This window comes from Shewanella sp. TC10 (assembly GCF_009663145.1).
GTDB lineage: Bacteria > Pseudomonadota > Gammaproteobacteria > Enterobacterales > Shewanellaceae > Shewanella.
The window spans coordinates 1-19,491 of record NZ_VKHR01000085.1 but is presented as its reverse complement, the minus strand read 5'-3'; the positions used below and the strand labels follow the sequence as shown (position 1 = coordinate 19,491).

The 19,491-nt window shown below is 42.4% G+C and carries 13 protein-coding genes and 1 pseudogene; 6 read left to right on the top strand and 8 right to left on the bottom strand.

Annotation, left to right across the window (positions count from 1 at the left end; genetic code table 11):
- Both FNZ24_RS20330 and FNZ24_RS20325 read left to right on the top strand, forming a co-directional pair.
- A partial coding sequence (locus tag FNZ24_RS20330; RefSeq protein WP_153916622.1) for a TorF family putative porin occupies nucleotides 1-566 on the top strand: 566 nt, incomplete at its 5' end.
- 344 nt (nucleotides 567-910) lie between these two features.
- Nucleotides 911-1,087, top strand: coding sequence for a hypothetical protein (locus tag FNZ24_RS20325; RefSeq protein ID WP_153916621.1), 177 nt, complete (start codon nucleotides 911-913; stop codon nucleotides 1,085-1,087).
- A gap of 58 nt (nucleotides 1,088-1,145) precedes the next feature.
- Here the strand turns inward: FNZ24_RS20325 and FNZ24_RS20320 are convergent, their stop codons facing one another.
- The 3 genes from FNZ24_RS20320 to FNZ24_RS20310 all read right to left on the bottom strand — a co-directional run bounded on the left by FNZ24_RS20320 (nucleotide 1,146) and on the right by FNZ24_RS20310 (nucleotide 5,054).
- Nucleotides 1,146-1,538: a hypothetical protein gene (locus FNZ24_RS20320; RefSeq protein ID WP_153916620.1), complete on the bottom strand. Its 393-nt coding sequence runs from the start codon at nucleotides 1,536-1,538 to the stop codon at nucleotides 1,146-1,148.
- A 71-nt stretch (nucleotides 1,539-1,609) separates the two neighbouring features.
- The gene (locus FNZ24_RS20315; protein WP_153916619.1) at nucleotides 1,610-2,974 is read right to left on the bottom strand and encodes an alanine/glycine:cation symporter family protein; all 1,365 of its coding nucleotides are present in this window, start codon (nucleotides 2,972-2,974) and stop codon (nucleotides 1,610-1,612) included.
- 1,060 nt (nucleotides 2,975-4,034) lie between these two features.
- The gene (locus FNZ24_RS20310; RefSeq protein ID WP_153916623.1) at nucleotides 4,035-5,054 is read right to left on the bottom strand and encodes an IS110 family transposase; all 1,020 of its coding nucleotides are present in this window, start codon (nucleotides 5,052-5,054) and stop codon (nucleotides 4,035-4,037) included.
- A 786-nt stretch (nucleotides 5,055-5,840) separates the two neighbouring features.
- Here FNZ24_RS20310 and FNZ24_RS20305 point away from each other — a divergent pair.
- Nucleotides 5,841-6,209, top strand: a complete 369-nt coding sequence (locus FNZ24_RS20305; RefSeq protein ID WP_153916618.1) for a hypothetical protein — start codon at nucleotides 5,841-5,843, stop codon at nucleotides 6,207-6,209.
- A 321-nt stretch (nucleotides 6,210-6,530) separates the two neighbouring features.
- Here FNZ24_RS20305 and FNZ24_RS20300 read toward each other — a convergent pair whose 3' ends face one another.
- Nucleotides 6,531-7,643 carry a PQQ-dependent sugar dehydrogenase gene (locus FNZ24_RS20300; protein WP_153916617.1) on the bottom strand — a complete coding sequence of 371 codons (1,113 nt, stop codon included), beginning with the start codon at nucleotides 7,641-7,643 and terminating at the stop codon, nucleotides 6,531-6,533.
- 22 nt (nucleotides 7,644-7,665) lie between these two features.
- A complete protein-coding gene (locus FNZ24_RS20295; RefSeq protein ID WP_228768567.1) occupies nucleotides 7,666-9,786 on the bottom strand; it encodes a TonB-dependent receptor family protein in 2,121 nt (706 codons plus the stop codon).
- Nucleotides 9,787-10,887: 1,101 nt separating this feature from the next.
- On the opposite strand from FNZ24_RS20295, the gene FNZ24_RS20290 reads away from it, so the two are divergent.
- Nucleotides 10,888-11,790: a DUF2971 domain-containing protein gene (locus tag FNZ24_RS20290; RefSeq protein ID WP_153916615.1), complete on the top strand. Its 903-nt coding sequence runs from the start codon at nucleotides 10,888-10,890 to the stop codon at nucleotides 11,788-11,790.
- Between the two features lie 205 nt (nucleotides 11,791-11,995).
- Here FNZ24_RS20290 and cydC read toward each other — a convergent pair whose 3' ends face one another.
- Nucleotides 11,996-13,780 (bottom strand): heme ABC transporter ATP-binding protein/permease CydC, encoded by a 1,785-nt coding sequence (gene cydC / locus FNZ24_RS20285; RefSeq protein WP_153916614.1) that lies wholly within the window; start codon nucleotides 13,778-13,780, stop codon nucleotides 11,996-11,998.
- Nucleotides 13,780-15,633: a heme ABC transporter permease/ATP-binding protein CydD gene (cydD, locus tag FNZ24_RS20280; RefSeq protein ID WP_153916613.1), complete on the bottom strand. Its 1,854-nt coding sequence runs from the start codon at nucleotides 15,631-15,633 to the stop codon at nucleotides 13,780-13,782. Before cydD ends, cydC begins: the two co-directional genes overlap by 1 nt.
- Nucleotides 15,634-15,985: 352 nt before the next feature.
- On the opposite strand from cydD, the gene FNZ24_RS20275 reads away from it, so the two are divergent.
- Nucleotides 15,986-16,867 (top strand): sensor domain-containing diguanylate cyclase, encoded by an 882-nt coding sequence (locus tag FNZ24_RS20275; RefSeq protein WP_153916612.1) that lies wholly within the window; start codon nucleotides 15,986-15,988, stop codon nucleotides 16,865-16,867.
- An 84-nt stretch (nucleotides 16,868-16,951) separates the two neighbouring features.
- Here the strand turns inward: FNZ24_RS20275 and FNZ24_RS20270 are convergent, their stop codons facing one another.
- Nucleotides 16,952-18,004 carry a DUF3626 domain-containing protein gene (locus FNZ24_RS20270; RefSeq protein ID WP_153916611.1) on the bottom strand — a complete coding sequence of 351 codons (1,053 nt, stop codon included), beginning with the start codon at nucleotides 18,002-18,004 and terminating at the stop codon, nucleotides 16,952-16,954.
- 329 nt (nucleotides 18,005-18,333) lie between these two features.
- Between FNZ24_RS20270 and FNZ24_RS20265 the strand changes: the two are divergent.
- Nucleotides 18,334-19,455, top strand: a pseudogene (locus FNZ24_RS20265) (DEAD/DEAH box helicase); the annotation flags it as partial.
- Nucleotides 19,456-19,491: the final 36 nt, after the last annotated feature.

The following is a 19,491-nucleotide window of genomic DNA, read 5'->3' as shown; positions in this document are numbered from 1 at the left end:
CCTTGAACGGCTGCGCCGTTCAAGGTGGCATTGATTATGCTGCTGACTCTGGTTTCTATGTGGGTGGTTGGGCTTCAAATGTCGATTTTGGTGACGGCACAACTTATGAGCTTGATATCTATGCTGGTTACGGTGGCAACATCACTGAAGACCTTAGCTACGACATCAACTACCTTTACTATGCTTACCCAGACTCTCCAGGAAGCGTTGATTTTGGTGAAGTGACAGTAGGTTTAGCATGGAAGTGGTTAGACGTTTCATACTCTCATACAGTCAATGGCGGTGATGATATTGCTGCTGAGCCATTAGACTCTGCGGACATGATGTATGCACAAGCGAACTTAACGTTCCCATTGACTGAAAAGTTATCACTAGGTCTGCATTACGGCTACTCTGATGGTGATGTCATCATGAGCTGGTTCGATACTGACAGCTACTCTGAATATAATGTTTCACTGAGTGCAGATACTGATTACGGTACCGTTTCATTCACTGCATCTGATACTGATTTAGATGAAGATGATGCTAAAATCGTTTTAGGTTATTCATATAGCTTTGGTTTATAAGACTTTACAAACTCTTTTATGATTGAGTTTTCATCATAAAAATCGAGTTAAAGCATGTTAAGCATTTAAAACGCCACTTATTAAAGTGGCGTTTTTTGCTGGCAAAAATAAAATTTTCAATTCTACAATTAAGCAATTATTTAAATAACTGCTACATTCAAATTATATGGCTGAATTAGTGTTGATGCGCACAACCTATCAGTACATACTTTACTATTTTTACTCGACATTGACGTTGCTGGCACCAAGTAACCTGTGATACTCAGGGCAGATTTACCTTTAAGTTTTACACTTGTTTTAAGGCTAACAACCTATGGTTAGCAAAGAATGATATAGAGGGTAGAATGATGGCCAATATTACTGAAAACATTCCTAATGACACTGAAATTGAAGCAATAGTCACGCCTAAAAATAAACGCTCAGCAGAAATTATTGAGCGAAAAAAGCAAGTTAAGCGTCGCTTAGATGATTATCTAGAACAAGCAGAATTACGAAGAAATCTTGATGATGAATTATTCTAGCTTGAGTAAACTATTGCAGCATCGTCTGATTAACTCTTTCCAGGCTTCAGTTCTAACCTTAAGACTTTAAAAAGTATGCAAGTCCACTGCACTCTAAATATACAGAACAAGCTGGATAGATCATTTCACCACAGTCAGTAATGATAAGCGCATTTCCGCCTCTTTCTCTAGTTTGCACCTTCAGCTCTTTTTGTAGGGAGTTAATACTGGGAGCCGGAGTTGCGATATCTTTACGAATATCCCCGCAGTATGCAGTCGTCACCTCTCCTAGAGGTTCATTGTCATGGTTATACAACTCACTAGGCTGATAGATATCAACCGTTGTCGCTGTTGCTTGATAAGTAACATATTCATCAGCATTGGTTCTAAAAGATAAACCATTGCAGCCTGCAATAACCAATGAAACTAAAGTAAATAGACTTAATAGCAGTATTCTGTTGAAAAGGTTCATTTGAATATTTCCCTTATAAGAAAAGGCATACACTCCCTGTGTATGCCGTGTTGATTAATTCCAGTCGCTAATTAGCTTTCTAAAGCTTGGGCTTTCTGCTTAGCAAAGTACTCACGGGTTAGTGCAAATACCACAGGGCTCAACAATGCGAGCGCAATCAAGTTTGGAATAGCCATCATTGCATTTAAGGTATCAGCCAGTAACCAAATAAATTCAAGTGAGCTAACTGCGCCAATAGGTACAACTAGTGTCCACACTAATCTAAATGGTTTTACCACTTTATCACCAAACAAGTACTGCATGCACTTTTCACTGTAAAAGCTCCAGCCTAAGATGGTGGTAAAAGCAAATACCGCTAGTGCGATAGCAACAATGTAGTTACCCATTGGCAATGCGTGCGAGAATGCAAAAGAGGTCAATGCAGCACCTGTTTCACCTGATGTCCACGCGCCTGAAACAATAATTGCCAGACCTGTAATTGAACACACAATGATGGTGTCGATAAACGTACCTAGCATAGCGACTAAGCCTTGCTTAACAGGATCATTGGTTTGTGCAGCCGCATGAGCGATTGGCGCACTACCTAGACCCGCCTCATTTGAAAATACGCCTCGCGCTACACCAAATCGAATCGCTGCCCACACTGCAGCACCAGCAAACCCGCCTTGAGCAGCAACTGGATTAAACGCACTGTGAATAATTAATTGAAATGCAGCTGGAATTTGGTCGGCATAAACCACTAAAACAGCTAAACCAGCAGTGATATAGAATAAGGTCATTAATGGCACTAATTTACCAGCAACATCTGCAATACGCTTAATACCCCCCATCAGTACTGCACCAACCAATACCATAAGTACAAGACCTGTTACCCAGTTTGGCACGCCAAAGTTACTGCTCATGGCATCTGCGACCGAGTTGGTTTGCACCGTATTACCAATACCAAAACCAGCAAGTGAACCAAGTACAGCGAACGCTGTGCCTAACCAAGCCCATTTACTGCCAAGACCATTTTTGATGTAATACATCGGTCCACCGACATGATTACCATTACCGTCTTTTTCACGGAATTTAACCGCTAGCACAGCTTCTGCAAACTTGGTTGCCATACCCACTAAAGCTGTGCACCACATCCAAAATAGTGCACCAGGGCCGCCTAAGAAAATGGCCGTTGCAACACCGGCAATATTACCCGTACCAATGGTTGCTGAAAGAGAAGTCATTAACGCATTAAACGGGCTAATTTCCCCTTTTTCATCTTTGCCAGATTCACCACGCCCTGACCATAACAGCTTGAAGCCAGTGCCTAATTTTAGGATTGGCATTAATTTTAATCCAATGGATAAAAATAATCCCACTCCTAAAATCATCACCAACATGGGAACGCCCCATACGATGCCGTTAATTGTGTTTACAAATGCTGTCACTTGTTCCATCGAAAACCTCATAATGAGTTAAGTATTTATTGTTATTTTCATTATTGTTAGTTGTAGTTATCACTTCAGCTTTAACCTCAACTATTGCTTCAATTTGCGTAGCGCAATCTGAAGAGAATTCAGATTACCTGCATTAAACACAAATTGGAAACACCAACACGATAATCATCTAAAAATATGCCGTTAACTGTATAAAATCAGCACATTGATTAGGTTAAAATACTAAAAAAGGCACTACTAATATTGTAGTGCCTTCATAATTTATAAATACCTCGTGACATGTAACGAGGTATTTATAAAGGATTTTTATGCGTACATGGGTCTGTAACTCATTTCTGGACAAGAACGTTTTAAGAATAACAATTTTATACCTCATATAAATTGGGTTAGTTACTTAAGACCATTACTTCTATCTAATCCATTGCCTGCCGCTGGGATGTTCAGGGTGAACTGAATGTCGCGATCACATGGTCAATGATGTTCCCTACATCATAATGACATTTCCCATATCCCTATGGGGCAGATGTGAAAGAGCGACCTTTTGTGCAAGCACGACTGTGACACGCTGCAAGTTCATCCCTGAAAGCTCGGCCATGACGTCCATGTCATGGACGGTCACAGCCTTGCTTACACCGGAATTTTCATTTCTTCGATTTAACTTTAATCGCGTCAACTTGAAGATAAAAAAGATACAAGTCTAAAAGACTCCATTTGAATTGAGGACGTTGAAGAAAATAGCGTGAGCCTGACAGGACGTCAGGCTAGCTTTCGTCGGGCCATGGTCACTCCTTGGCATATATGGACCCATCCGGTTTGCAAGATATTTAATATCGACTTTGAGAATAGTTCATTGCACCCATATATTCGGCCTGTTATTGAGGTACTCCTCTGGCCCTGATGGATATTTGCTTCTACTTTCCTTATCATCCTTACGGCTTCTTTAGAGCCAATGCCAGGCGAAGGTTTTAAGTAGAACAGTCTGACTGTCTCATCATCAATTCAATTATCTTGGCAACTTGGTGGTTGGTAAAACTAATTGTTAGCGCGTTAATGATTACTTTTATGCAGCAGCGATACGATATTCATCTTCTCTTGCTGCTATAACCCACGCTATCCGTGCAAGCTTGTTCGCGACGGCAACACAAGCTCTGTTAAAGCCACGTCTTTCTGCAAGTGCGGTTGCCCARCGACTAAATTTATCCCCTTTAGCCTCACTATGGTAAAGAACCGCTCTTGCCCCGTGGATAAATAGCGTTCTCAAATAAGCATTTCCTCGCTTACTAATACCAAGCAAATTATTTTTTCCACCACTGCTATGTTGCTTGGGGACTAGACCGCACCATGCTGAAAAATGTCTGCCGTTGGTAAAATCTTTACCTTCYCCAACAGCGGCATAAAATGCCGTTGCGGTGACAGGACCAATGCCWGGCACACTCTCCAAACGTTKGCATACTTGATTGTTCTTCATCTCTTGTTGAACTTGAACGTCACAACTTTTAAGCCTTCGCTCAATATCATTAAACTCTTCGTACAGTTGATAGAAAATATTTCGGCCTYTGGCTGTTAATTCGTTATCAGCATTTTCTAGAATATCAGGTAGCTTTGACCTAAAAGACGCTTTTCCTTTTGTGATAATAATGCCGTACTCAGCAAGCATCCCTCTAACCTGATTAATCAGTGCTGTCGATTGYTTGTTTAGCCTTTCTCTCATTCGATGCAACATCTGAATATCTTGTTGTTCTATAGGTTTTGGTTCTACAAAGCGCATGTTAGGYCGTTGCGCTGCTTCAGCTATCGCAAGTGCATCGTTATAGTCATTCTTATTTCCCTGTCTGTAGGGCACGACATACTGAGGCGCTATCAATTTGACTTGATGACCCACTTTCTCAAACTCTCTAGCCCAGTAATTTGCGCCACCACAGGCTTCCATCACAACAAGACAAGGTTCTATTTGAGCAAGAAAAAGTACTAACTCTTTTCGCTTAATTATCTTCTTTTTGACAAGCTTTCCGGCTTTATTAACGCCAACAAAATGAAAAACAGACTTTGCGATATCAAGACCAATTGTAGTAATGTTCATAGTGGACCAGTCCTCTTTCTGATGAGTTTTAGCAACTACATCGTGGCCCATTGCGAGGCCGATTAAAAGTGGATGGGTCCATTCCATTATCCATGTCTGGACTCACGTAATTTTCTTACTTTCCTCAATTCAAATTGAACATTCAAAGAAGATCAAAAGCAGTTGTAAACCTTTACAGAGTGAACTCTGTAACAACAAATGAACTTGCAGACTCAATAGTCTCCGTTGGAAGTGTCCGAATGCGTTGAGCTAATTTGCGTGATGGAGGCAGGACGCCGACATAGCCTCAGTTGAGCCAGGGATGGCGAATCTGAGGCGGTAGCCAATTCGCTCTATAGCATGAGGAGCAACACTTCGTCGGAGCGGCAAGGGATGTCGAGAAGGGAAATGCTGTTGTTTCCCTTTCGTCGGGTGTGGGCGAAGCGCCACGACTTTGATAGCTACTAAGCATTGCTAGAAATGAACAAGAACCTTAGGTATACAAACTAAAGTTGTATGACAAAAACAAGGTAGCGAACTCTAATACTCTGATAATTATCAATTTAAAAAATAAGCATTACTTTGTAGCCGCCTTTATCGGGAAAGCCCGTTTAAATATAAGACGTAAAAATTAAATTAGTATTTATATCAATCATATAAAAATGTAGGATGATATTAATCAATAACTTAAGCCGCCTACTTTATCAGGCGAGCCGTTTAGTAAGCTTTTAGGTTTCTTTAAGGATCGCTGTAGATATGGAGTTTTTCTTTAATACGCTTTTTCTTTTTTTCAAATCAGGAAAAAGAATGCCGTGGCTTTTTATGTTTATGTATGGCGTAAATGCAATCACGTTTGTTCCTCTGCTATTGTTTGGCTTTTGGCCGTGGCCGAGTGCAACGTATAAAATTAATGGTGAGGTATTAAGTTATAGTGAGTTTTGGTTGTCAGGTGCGGGTCCACTGTCTTTAGTATTTATAGGCTCTATGGCGTATTTGAGTTTTGCTACAGCCAAAGGATTGCTTTGGTCTCGTTGGGGGAATTTGTGTTATTGGTCAGCAATATTTCTGTTATTTGGTTATGGTAGCGTTGTTGGCTTAGTCATTTCATCTACTCTTGTTGCTGCATTATGGTACTACACATTCAGAAGCACTAAAGTAGTTGCTTATTGCAGTTAGTTCAGTCTAAGCGAAACCTAACAAAAGACTATGGTTACTCTCACCCTTAAACTCTCTAAATCTCCTAAATCATTTCTGTTTAATAGTGAGTTTCAATCTTTATAGTCTGCCCAATTTAAAGCTTAAACAAAAACGCTAATCGCTTGGTTTAATCCCGAGTCGATTAGCGTTTTTTGTTGCCATTATCGTTTCAAAAGTGTTTTCTTATCCCTTTCAAACAATAACCGCCTTTTCTAGCTATAGCCGTTCGATTAAGCTTCTTTACCTAAATGCTTATATAAGCTTTGGTAATCAACACTTTCAGCCATTAGCTGTTGATGGTTACTCACTTTTGTCACTGTCTTTAAGCGGGTTGATTTTAAACACCCCGCGACCATCAATGCCGATATACAAATAGCCATCTTGGCCCTGATGTAAGCTGCGCACTCGACCAAGGTTTTCCAATAGGTCTTGTTGACCGGTGACTTTATCACCATCAAGGCTAACACTAATGAGTTTGGCAAACTTTAATGAACCAATTAATAGCTGTTTAGCCAGTTCTGGGTAACGCTCACTTGTGACAAACACCATAGCTGAAGGTGCAATAGACGGCACCCAGTAGGTGATCGGCTGCTGCATGCCTGCTTTTTCGGTCAAATCGGTGAAGCTGGTGCCACTGTAATTCACACCATAGCTGATCACTGGCCAACCATAGTTGGCTCCTTTTTCAATAATATTGAGCTCGTCACCACCTTTAGGGCCGTGTTCGTGGGCCCATAATTCCGATGTATGTGGGTTTAACGCCATACCTTGTGGGTTACGGTGGCCGTAGCTATAGATGGCGGATTTTGCGCCTTCTTTATCAACAAAAGGGTTGTCTTTCGGCACGCTGCCATCATCATTAAGGCGGTAAATTTTACCTGAATCGCGGCTGATATCTTGTGGATTAACATCGCGCATACCGCGATCGCCAATAGAAAAATACAGCAGCCCATGTGTATCAAACGCAATGCGGCTACCAAAATGGACTGATTTACTGGCATAGGCATCTGCCATGTAGAGGATTTGCGTGTGGCTCAATGCCATGTGATCGCCTTGCTTATCCAGCTTAGCGCGCAATATAGCGGTATTAGAAGCATCTTCAGTACCGGCACTGTAGCTGATATAGATCCACGGCGTTTTATCATATTGTGGGTGCAATACCACATCAAGCAAGCCACCTTGACGCTCGGCGACAATATTAGGTAAACCGCTTACCGAGGTCGACTTTCCGCTTGCATCGATGTGATAAAGCTGACCTTGGCGGTCCGTGACCAATAAGGCATTGTCTGGTAATTGAGTGATACCCCACGGAATGGTGATCTGCTCGTTAATTGGTTCAAGTTCATAGGGGGCGGCGAGTACCGGCAGGCTTAAGGCCAAATAGGCACAAGCACTAATAAGTACTTTAAACATGATTGTGTGTCCTCAATTATCGTTATAGTGTGGCTGCAAGGGTAAACATAAATAGCCTTTCTGGGCCGGGCTCATAGTAGCGCCCACCAAAGGCATTAATTCTTATATTGTCGTCATAGTATTGATTAAATAGGTTATTGACCGTTAGTGATAGCGACAATGACAGCGGTTCAAAGACAAGCGCTTGACTGACTCCCGCATTGGTCAGCCAATAGCTATCAGCCGTCTCGGTATTACTATTGTTGGTGTATCTGTCTCCAACATAGAGTAGTTCCAGATTGATTGAAAGGTCGTTATCATTTTGATACAGCAACTGGCTGGCACCTTTGTGGCGTGGGGTACCTGGCTGAGTTTTACCACTGTAGTCACCTTGTGGGGTGCTATAGCTATCGTAACTAAAGTCTGAATAGCTGTACTGATTTTCCCATGAAAAATGACTGCCGAATTGATGCTGACTGCTCACCTCAACCCCTTGACGGGTGGCTGCGCCCGCATTGCGATAGTAAGTGATTTCATCCAGGCTATCGTCTTTAAAGTAAGGGCTGATAGCATCGCTAATGTCGATATAAAACAACGCCAAATCATAACGGTGTGCAGCCGTTAACTCGCCCCTAAAGCCGATTTCATAGTTTATTGCGCTCTCCACGTCTAAATCTGGGTTAAAGCCGCCACCAAATCCACCATTAGCTGTGATATCGCCAGTGTTCGGATTGGCTAGCTCCGTAGTGGTAGGGATTTGAAACGATTGGCTAATCGTTGCGTACAGTAGGTTATCGTCTGTGAGCTGATAACTGCTGCCAAGATTGGCACTGCTGTTATCCCAATTTCGCTCACCTGACTGGTCGCCATCTACTAAGTATTGATCTTTTACCTCAACGCGGTTGTGCTCATAGCGTAAGCCTAAATCGATAAGCCATTGCGTACTGGGCTGCGCCGATACTTGGGCGTACAGGGCACTTGAGTCAATCAACTCTTGTTGCGATAGCGCCAAGTCACCGCGAATGCCGCCATCTAGGTTGTCATAGCGGCGGCGTTTATCATCTTGGTATTGTAGGTTGGCACCTAGCAGCACTTGAGTTTGATAATGGCTAAACCAGTTGCTCGTTGCATATTGCACATTGGTGCCGTAAAACTGCCTAGCAAGTTCAACTTGGCCGCCTGCACTAAACGGTAGGCGGTTATTAAAATCTTTATCAAAGTAATAAAACTGCGCGTTAAGCTGGTTGCTATCATCAAATTGATAGCGACTGGCCAAGGTATGTTTTTGTTGTTTTACTTCTTCACCGGCTTGAAAACTGACATTGCGATCCCGCGCTGCTGTCGGCTCACTATCAGCTTGTTCGCGAGTTAAACCGCCGGCATCCTCAGCGATTGGACTATCAATATATTGGCTGTTAACGCGCAATAACCATTGCGGTAATACTTGCCAATCTAGATGGCCATTAATGGCACTTTTTTCATATTCACTGTGATCACGATAGCCCTGCTTTTGGGTGTGACTGACGCTAACGCCAACATTGACGGTGTCATAATGTTTATTGGCGTATAAATACGCTTGCTCGGTATCGAACGAGCCTTTAGTGAGTTTAAGTGCGAGTTTGTCGTCATCTGGGACTTGGGTATTGATCTTAATCACACCACCAGCGCTGTTACCATAAAGCGCAGACGCTGGGCCGCGTAACACTTCGATACTGGCTAGGTTCTGTAACTCGAGACCATCTAACTGACTTTGACCGTCAGGTAGAGTGTGCGGTACATCGTCGACCAAGATCTGAATACCACGAATACCAAAGCTTGATTGCGCCCCAAAGCCACGAATTGAAATACGCTCATCTTGAGAGAAGTTTTGACTGGCTTGCAGATAGACACTTGGCAGCGAGTTGAGATACTCGCTCAGTGTTAACGGTGCTGCAATCAGGTTGAGCTGGGTTTGATCAAGGTAACTGTACGCCCTTGGTTGTTTAGTGGCGTAATAGGGTAATGTTTTACCAAACACGGTAATTTTTTCATCTATTTGCTGAGTCTGTCCGTCGAAGTTTGCATCAGCGAAAGCTATGGTTGGTGCAAAAAAAATGCTTAGTGCAAAAACGATGTAAAAACAGCAAAGGTGTCGCGCGTCTGATCTAACTGGCGATATCCACATTAACACTTAGGTAACTCATTGATAAAGTATATTTAACCATGCATTATGCAGAGGTTAAGGCTGAGTTCAATAGCTAATAATGTAACAGTGTATTTGGCCGTGATTACTGGGTAAATAAAAGTGTTTAGCTTAATTTGGTTACTTTGACCTAATTTAGTAGATTTGTTTGACTGGTGAGGAGTGTGATAAAAGTGAACCTTAGAAGATATAGGACAAAAGCTTGATAATGTAATGGTTAGGATTATTGATAACAAACAGATGCAACGATTGGTTAATTGAGGTTTGTACCAAGGTTTGTTTCAAATCTAAATCAAGGTCTAAATCAAACGTCTAAATCAAGGTCGTGGCGCTTCGCCCACACCAGACTAAAAGGGAGTGAACTGCGACTCCCTCTTAGAACACCCCGCAGCTCCGGCGAAATTTAAACAGCAAAATTTCCAACGGAGAATGATCCAGCTTTAAACTTCATTTTGAGTCCGCTTCGGCAAGCTACAAAAATCACTAACGCTTACGATGGGGCGTCCCTTCCCCTCGAAAGCTAGCCAGACATCCGTGTCTGGACTCACGCGATTTTCTTACTTGCCTCAATTCAAATTGAACATTCAAAGAAGATCAAAAGCACCCACGCAACTTGAGTAATTTAGCTTTTAAAGTTGTCACGAATACAGTCAAATCGAAGAGACAATAATCCCAGTGTAGATGCAGCAGCGAGCTTCTTACTGCCAAGGATGGCGGGAATGTCATTATTTGTCGGGAACAAATATGACCAAAACATGGTTGTTTTGGCAGAGCTTACAAGGACCTTTTGATTTTAATAAAGAATGCAGCGTCTCGCAGTTGTATCTGCACAAAAGCCTGCGGCAGGCAATGGATTAGATTGAAGGGGTGATTCAAAATTAACTATCCAATAAAAACTAATTAAAACATTGAATTAAGAGCATGGTTTGTATTAAGGTAAATCCACTTAAGGAGAGTTAGGCAACCTCGAATAAAATCATTGAGTACGCTATTTAGGGAAGAAAGCCATTTAATAACATGTGCTAACAAACTCCCTTTTAAAGATAACTCTGACCCAGCAATTAATCACAGAGGGGAAGACCATTGAATGAAGATACTATCTACCATTACACTTCCGTTGATGGACTACTTGGGGTACTAAAGAACAAAGAAATTTGGTTTACTGACTATGAATACTTGAACGATATCGGTGAGTTCGTAAAAGCCCGTTCTACGCTGAGTGAGAAGCTCAGGTTGTTAGATTTAGAGAAGGCTAGGATGAACTTAGATTTGTTGTTCCGTCAAATAGAATCCAAATATTCATTGTGTGTGTGTTCATTTTCAAATGTATGTGATTCTCTAACTCAATGGCGTTTCTATGGTGACGACTGCAAAGGTAGTTGTATCGGGTTTCGTCCTTCAATCCTCCGAATTAATAGCACTGACTGCCAACTTAATGGAAGTACACAACCAAACTTCAATGGAAATTTGGTACTAAGTGACACATTTAGGTGTGACTATTCTTCGTTAGATGGCTACGTTGAAAAAGTTATTGAAGAATTTAAAGAGTTGTTTGAAGAGCTTGAAAAACTTAAATGCGATGATATTTATACGCTTGATTCTTTACCTCCAGTATCCAAACATGACCTCTTTAAACTAATAAAACAACTGTTTGCTTGGAAACACTCTGACTTTAAAAGTGAACAGGAGACTCGAGCTATTGCTTTAGTGCCGTCTGAACAACTTAAATATCGTATTAGCCAAGATACGATAGTACCTTACTATACGAGAGATTTAGAAAATCTATTCGTTAATCACTCAATTAATGTAATAGTCCTGGGCGCTAAATGTAATGTAAGAAATGCTTTATCAGTGTCACGCTTGTCATCCCAATATGATAATCATTCAATGATGTGGGGGATTAATGCCCGAAAGCTAGAAGAAAAAGAACCAGCAAAATTTAAAACTGTAATGAACTGCGCTATCCATCAAACACAGTACATTTAATCAACCATTACAGTCATTCACTTCTGTCCAAAAATGAGTTTCAATCTTTATAGCCTACAAATACCCTGCCCAATTTAAAGCAAAAAAAACGCTAACCGCTTGGTTATTACCCAAGTCGATTAGCGTTTTTATTGCCATTATCGTTTCAAAAGTGTTTTCCAACCCTTTCACACGATAACAGCCTTTTCTAGCAATAACCGTTCGATTAAGCTTCTTTGCCTAAATGCTTGTATAAGCTTTGGTAATCAACACTTTCAGCCATTAGCTGTTGATGGTTACCACTGTCAGTGATTTGTCCGTTTTGAATCATATGAATACAATCCATTTCAGCCATGGCGGTTAATCGATGGCTTATCATCAACATGGTTTTACCTTTTGCTAAGGTAAATAATAAACGTAAGATTTCACGTTCTGTTCGCTTATCTAATCCTTCCGTTGGCTCATCTAATAACAAGATTGGCGCGTCACGTAATAAAGCTCTGGCAACACCAATTCGGCGCTGCTCGCCACCTGATAATTGACGTCCGCCTTCACCTATCCAGCTGTCTAGGCCAATTTCTTCGCCGCGATCTGTGGTGGTTTTTGAACTAAGTAACGCCTCTAAGCCGACTTGCTTTAACACTGCGGTTAATTGCTCGTCATTGGCGCGTCTTTTTTGCCCTTCAACGTATGGTAAAGCAATAGCTAAGTTGTCTCGTACTGTACCTGCAAATAAATGAATACGTTGGCTAACAACCGTCATTGAGCTACGTAATGTCGCTTCATCAAACTCACTAATATCACGACCACCTAAGCTGATTTGACCTTGCTGAGGTTGCCATTCGCGGGTGATTAAACTGAGTAAGCTCGACTTACCGCAGCCTGTAGCACCTAACAATGCCACTTTACTGCCCTGAGGAAGGCGCAAGTTCAGCCCCGATAACACCTGAGCGTCAGCTTGATAGCCAAAGTGAATATCGCTGAGGCTAATGTCGATGTCAGCATTGGCTATATGCGTTTCAGTGCCAAAAGCAATATCTGGCGTTTGCTCGGTCACTTCTGAAATACGTTTTGCTGCTAACACACAACCTGATAAATGCTGGAATGCACCAGAGATTGGCATCATCATTTCAATGGTGGCCATAGTGGCAAATACCATCATTGCCATTAGCGGGCCCGGAGGCACGCTGTCACCAACGCCTTGGCCTGCCAGATACATCATCATGACGACCGCTGCGCCATTGACCATAATCAATAGCGCTTGGCTTAAAGCAGTAATATGCGCCATTGCAGTTTGACTGGTAAATAACGACAATTCAGCATCACGTAACTTTTGACGGTAGCGATCATTTGCAGAGAATAAAGTTAGCTCTGCTTGCCCTTGAATCACATCTAAAATCAATACTCTGAAACTGCGTTTACTATCAACAACGGCTTCGCCTGGTTCTCGGCCTAATCGGTAAAATACCAAAGGAAGCACTGCCCAAGCGGTTATCAATAATGCGCACAAACTAAGGGCTAAATAAGCATCAAACCAAGATAGGAATGCGTACAGTGCAACCACGGTCAGCAAAGATGCAGTCATGGGGACCAGTAGACGCAAATAGAGGTGGTCAAGGGTATCAATATCGGCGACTAACCGATTAAGCATGTCCCCTTGCCTTAACCCTTGCAGGTTACTGGCACTGAGCGGCAGTAGCTTTTTCCACGACCAAACGCGAAGTTCTGTTAGCAGTTTAAACGTGGCTTCGTGGGTTGCTAATCGCTCACCATAACGACTGGCGGTTCGGGCGATTGATAAAAAGCGCACCCCTCCAGCAGGAGTGAAAAAGTTAAATGCAAGCGCAGTTGCTGCTGTTAACCCTGCAATAGCCGTGGCTGATAAAAACCAACCTGACAACGACAATAAACCAATGCCAGCAATAATCGTTGTGCAAGTGAGCAATAAGCCAACCGACATCATTAACCACTGACGTTTAAATAACTTAATGAAAGGCAGTAATAGTTTCATTACACATCCTCCCTTTGAGTTTGCTCATCAGTCTTTGTTGGCTCTTGTTCATCAATATACAGCGACAAACCGTCATCATCTTGTTGCTGCATGTTTTTAAACAAACCCGCTTGAGTGCTCAGCAAACCAAAATCACCTTGCTGCACAATTTGACCATGATCAACCACTAAAATGTTATCCATGCTTTGTAACTGATCAAGTCGATGAGTCACCATCACACAAGTCTGTTGCTGCATCGCTTGTTTAAGGGAGTCTGATACCAGTTTTTCACTGTGGCTATCAAGGCTGGCTGTGGGTTCATCAAGTAAGAATAAACTCGCTGGTTGTGCTAACGCTCTTGCAAGGGCAATACGTTGAGCTTGGCCAACAGAAACCCCTGCAGCTTGATCGCTGATCACAGCATCTAACCCTTGAGGATGTTGAGTAACAAACTCAGCAATACTGGCTTTTTCAAGTAAAGCCATCACTTGAGCATCGGTTAAATCTGGGTTGGCTAAGCACACATTTTCACGAATGCTGCCATGGAATAACTGTGGGTCTTGTCCTAGCCAAGCAAGGTGTGCGCGCCACTTGCTTTGCTCCAATACACTTAGCTCGACGCCATTCACTTTCAGTGAACCTTTATAGGGCAGGAACCCAAGTAATGCATTAAGCAAACTGGTTTTACCCGCGCCGCTTGGGCCAACAATAGCCACCTTTTGCCCTGCTTTCACTTCAAAAGAAATCGGCCCAAGTAAAGGCTGACCTTCTAAAGTGAGTACTTGTAGATCGCTCGCCGTAATAGCAATGTTATCCAGTGTCACATCAGCATGTTGATCTGTTTGCTCACTAAAATTGCCATCCACTTGCTTTAGTGGGTTAGGATGTTCAAGCAGTTCAACTAACGCTTCTGCGGCGCCAATGGCTTGGGCTTTAGCGTGGTAATGGGTACCTAAATCACGTAGCGGCTGGAAGAATTCTGGGGCTAGAATAAGAATAAATAGCCCAGTAAATAAGGTAATTCCAGCGCCGTAATGGCCAAAATTAAGATGGTCTAAATAGCTAAAGCCAAAGTAAACCGCCAAAACTGCAATGGATAATGCGGCAAAAAACTCCAGTACCGCAGAGCTTAAAAACGCCATCCTTAACACAGACATGGTACGTTGCCTGAAATCCTCTGAAGCGTTCTCGATTTTATTCACTTCAGTTTCGCCGCGATGAAACAGCTTTAATGTACTTAAGCCTTTTAAGCGATCCATAAAATGGCCACTTAAACGAGATAACGCGCTGAAATTCTTGCGGTTAGCATCAGCTGCGCCCATACCCACTAAAATCATAAACATAGGGATAAGCGGCGCTGTGGCAAATAAAATCAGTCCTGCGGCCCAATTTAATGGAAATACAGACACCAAGATAATCAACGGAATAAAGCCCGCTAACATCATTTGCGGTAAATATTTGGCATAAAAGTCGTGTAAATCTTCAACTTGCTCAAGCACGATGCTCGCCCAAGCTCCGGCTGGTTTACCTTTAATAAACGCAGGGCCTAAATCAGTAAGTTTGTTCAAAACAGCTTCACGAATATCACTTCTAAGTCGTTTGCCCGCCTCAAAGCTTAACCGCTCGCGAGCATAGGCTAATCCAGCCCGCACCACTATCAATGCAATAAGCGCAATAAATTGATAAGTAAAACTGGCCATGGGTGATTCAAGCATGATCACACCATGTAATATATGCGCCAATAAGTAAGCTTGAATCACAATCGCAACACCGTTAAGTGCACCTGTGAAAATGGTGAGTTTCAAGAATATGCCGCAGGAAGACTTTTGTTGCTTAAGCCATTGGCTGAGAGATTTTTCTAAGGTTTTATCCATTACATTCCTGAAAATGATCGCGCTAAATGAGGAAAATGGCCGCAGTATCGCAAGCTAACGGGTTAGATAACAGCCGCTTATAGAGAAGTGTTAACTGATTCACACATTGCTAATAAACACTGTGTTAATGATGAACTATAATTCTACGCGATAGTCATTGCTAGAGCAGTATAAGAAAGGTAAATTTTTGTTCATTATTTAAAGGCTGAATCACGGCTGATTCTTGCTTAAACTAACAAACCTAAACCTTAGCTCTTTGAGTTTATACGCTTAAAAGGACTATTTTGATTAAGGACTATTTCGATTAATGTTAATGCAGCCCTTTCTAACAGGATGAAGAAGGTAATATTAAATGGACGTTGATCTTTCAGCTCTTAGAGCACAAGCTTTTAACTACTTATTTGATGCAGTGGTGGTTACCGATGCCGCAGGCATCGTCATTGACTGGAACTGTGGTTCTCAAGCGCTATACGGCTATAGTAAAGAGGACATTATCGGCCAGCCCGTCAGTCTGCTTCACGTCCCCGAAGACAGTGCTTCAATCACTGATCTCGTTATATCCTCAGTAGAGCAACACGGTAAATGGACAGGAGAAATCCGCTTTTTACACAAAGATGGCTCTATCGGTTGGGTTGAGTCTATGTGCGTTCCGCTATTTGATGATAACCAAGAGTTTATCGGTGCTTTGGGCATTAACCGTGATATTACCAAGCGCGTTGAAGATGCTCAGCGAATGTTAAACCTTGCTTGTTATGATCAACTGACTCAAATTCCGAATCGCTATTTATTGATGGACAGAGTTAAACAGGCTATCGAGCGCTGTAAACGAATGAACACTAAGTTCAGTTTGTTCTATATGGACTTAGATGAGTTTAAGAAAATCAACGATACCTATGGCCATTGTCATGGTGATGCTGTTCTGATTGAAGCCGTTGCTCGACTGAGAAAAGCAATAAGAGACTCTGATACCTTGGCCAGAATGGGTGGTGATGAGTTTGTATTATTACTTGAAGACATCACTGATAATAATGACATATCGCATATGGCTGATATTTTGATTGGCGCACTGGATAAACCCTTTACCGTGGCTGAGCAAAATGTACTGCTTAACTGCAGTATTGGTATTGCGACTTTTCCTGAGTCCGGTGATGACTTTGATACCTTAATCAAGGCCGCTGATCTTGCGATGTATAAATCTAAACGCCAAGGTGGAGCCACCTATCGGTTTGGTTAAACCATCTATCGAATTGGTTAAACCAAGAATCGATTAGCAGTTTGTTGTAAACAATGGTTTCAGCACGACCATTACATTTTAAGTCTAAGCGCCGAACTTCACTAATACATGCCACATCAACTTGAGTTGCTGAATTTGTTGCGCTTGTTTGCCGCGCTGACTCCACGACACGGGTGACTCTGCCAGTACTTGCGCCGCTCTGCCAATAATCTCAGCATTAATGATATTGTCTCTTGCGATTACATTTGCCAACCCAGGCATACTTGGGCCGCGAAAATCTGCAGGCACATTTTCGACATTAAGTTGATAGCCTTGATGCCATAACAGCTCAATGTCATATTCACTGCAAAGCGATTTCATCACTTCACCGGTATCAGTATCTTTAAAGCTTGGATCAGCGATTAAATATTCAATATCATCATCTAACGAAACCTCTCCATGGATCTGTGCTTCAATATAATGATCAAGGTTGGACAGCGATTGACGCTCAAATCGTTCAGCGACACCTTTAGGTAATTGTTGCTTTAAATGGTTAACAATCCCTGCAGGCTTAATATCCTTAGCCCCTAAAGCATATTGGCGCTCAAAACATTCGCTCAGTAACGCTGCCAAAATCACTTCAAAGCAACTTAATGTGCCCTTTTCTTTCGGTAGCCGATATGAGTCCATATAGCTAAATGTACAACGTGAAAGCACTTGAGTGTGGGTGAGGAAGTAACAACTACCAAACCTTGGTGCTGGCCCCATTGGACACAAACCTATATCTAGCGCGCCATATTTGGGCCGCAGTTTGACACCTGAATAGCTATTACCAAAAAGCTGGTTCTCCCAATGATCTCTTGGCCCGCCTAATTCAGGAGATAATTGACCGTTGGAGATATGAGTTTCAAACTGACTTTTATACACGCCATCTTTGAGTAAGCCAGTTGCCACCGATAAGCCTCGGCTATCAATACGATCAGGATGAAAATGCAGAGCAACACGACCATGCTGATGCAATGCTTGCATGGCTTGCTGCACATCGAAAGTGGGAATATTAGACATTAACAGCACGTTTTTAATCACTGAACTCGAATGTTCACGCAAACACGCAAGGGAATGTTCAATATGTAATTGCGCTGCTGATTTCACGCCCATAACCTGCCCCTCCCTTTGCATGTGTTAGTCCAATGAAAAACGCTAAGTGCTTGTATTTCATTGTATGTAAAATAAACCACTTTGGCACTTAAGATTAAAACTAATTCATCAACTGGCATTATTCATCTAAATTGACCAAGCTATTCGGTCATCAAGGTTCAAACATCCAGTTTTCACCAACCGAATAATAAGCGGCAAAGTCGCCATAAAGAAGAATATTTAAGCGATTAGATGGCGCTCTAGCAGTGTTTCAGGTAAGCTTCACGGCCGCCATTCATGGCACCTTATTCAGTCATAGCAACCTAAGCGTTGCCCAAAGAGATCATTCTATGAGTTTTGCCTCACTAGGCTTAAGCGCAGCAATTTTAAAAGCTGTTGAAAAACAAGGGTATGACACCCCTTCAGCAATCCAAGAACAAGCTATTCCTGCCGTCCTAGAAGGCAAAGACGTAATGGCCGCAGCCCAAACGGGTACAGGCAAAACTGCTGGCTTTACTCTGCCATTATTAGAATTACTCTCAAAAGGTCAGCGCGCCAAGCGTGGCCAAGTCCGCGCATTAGTACTGACACCTACCCGAGAACTTGCTGCCCAAGTCGCTGAAAGCGTGTCGACTTATGGCACTAACTTACCGCTGAAATCTGCAGTTGTGTTTGGTGGCGTATCAATTAACCCACAAATCACAACCCTAAGAAATGGCGTTGATATTCTAGTAGCGACTCCAGGCCGCTTATTAGATTTATGCCAGCAAAAAGCCTTAAGCTTTAGTCAACTTGAAGTGCTGATTTTAGATGAAGCCGACCGCATGTTAGACATGGGCTTTATTCGCGACATCAAAAAAGTATTGGCAATGCTGCCAAAACAGCGTCAGAACCTCATGTTCTCAGCGACCTTTTCAGATGAAATTCGCGATTTAGCCAAAGGCTTAGTTAACAACCCTGTTGAGATTTCAGTTACCCCACGTAACGCAACCGCCAACACCGTTGAGCAAAGCGTTTATGCAGTGGATAAAAGCCGTAAAGCTCGCATTTTAACCAAGTTAATTAAAGAAAATGACTGGCACCAAGTGTTAGTGTTTTCACGTACCAAGCATGGTGCAAATCGTTTAGCTAAAAACCTTGATGCTGATGGCATTAACGCCGTAGCTATTCATGGTAATAAAAGCCAAGGCGCACGTACTAAAGCCCTTGCAGACTTTAAAGCAGGCAAAGCCCAAGTGATGGTTGCCACTGATATTGCCGCCCGTGGTATTGATATCGATCAACTGCCTTTTGTGGTTAACTTTGACTTACCTAACGTACCTGAAGATTACGTGCATCGTATTGGCCGTACTGGCCGTGCAGGTGCTACGGGTTTGGCTGTGTCATTAGTGAGCGATGAAGAAGTGAAGTTATTGCATGACATCGAAAGACTGATTAAGCGCACCATTGAACGTAAAGTAATTGAAGGCTATGAAGCTTGCTTCAGGTAAGTCATGGCAAGCTTCATA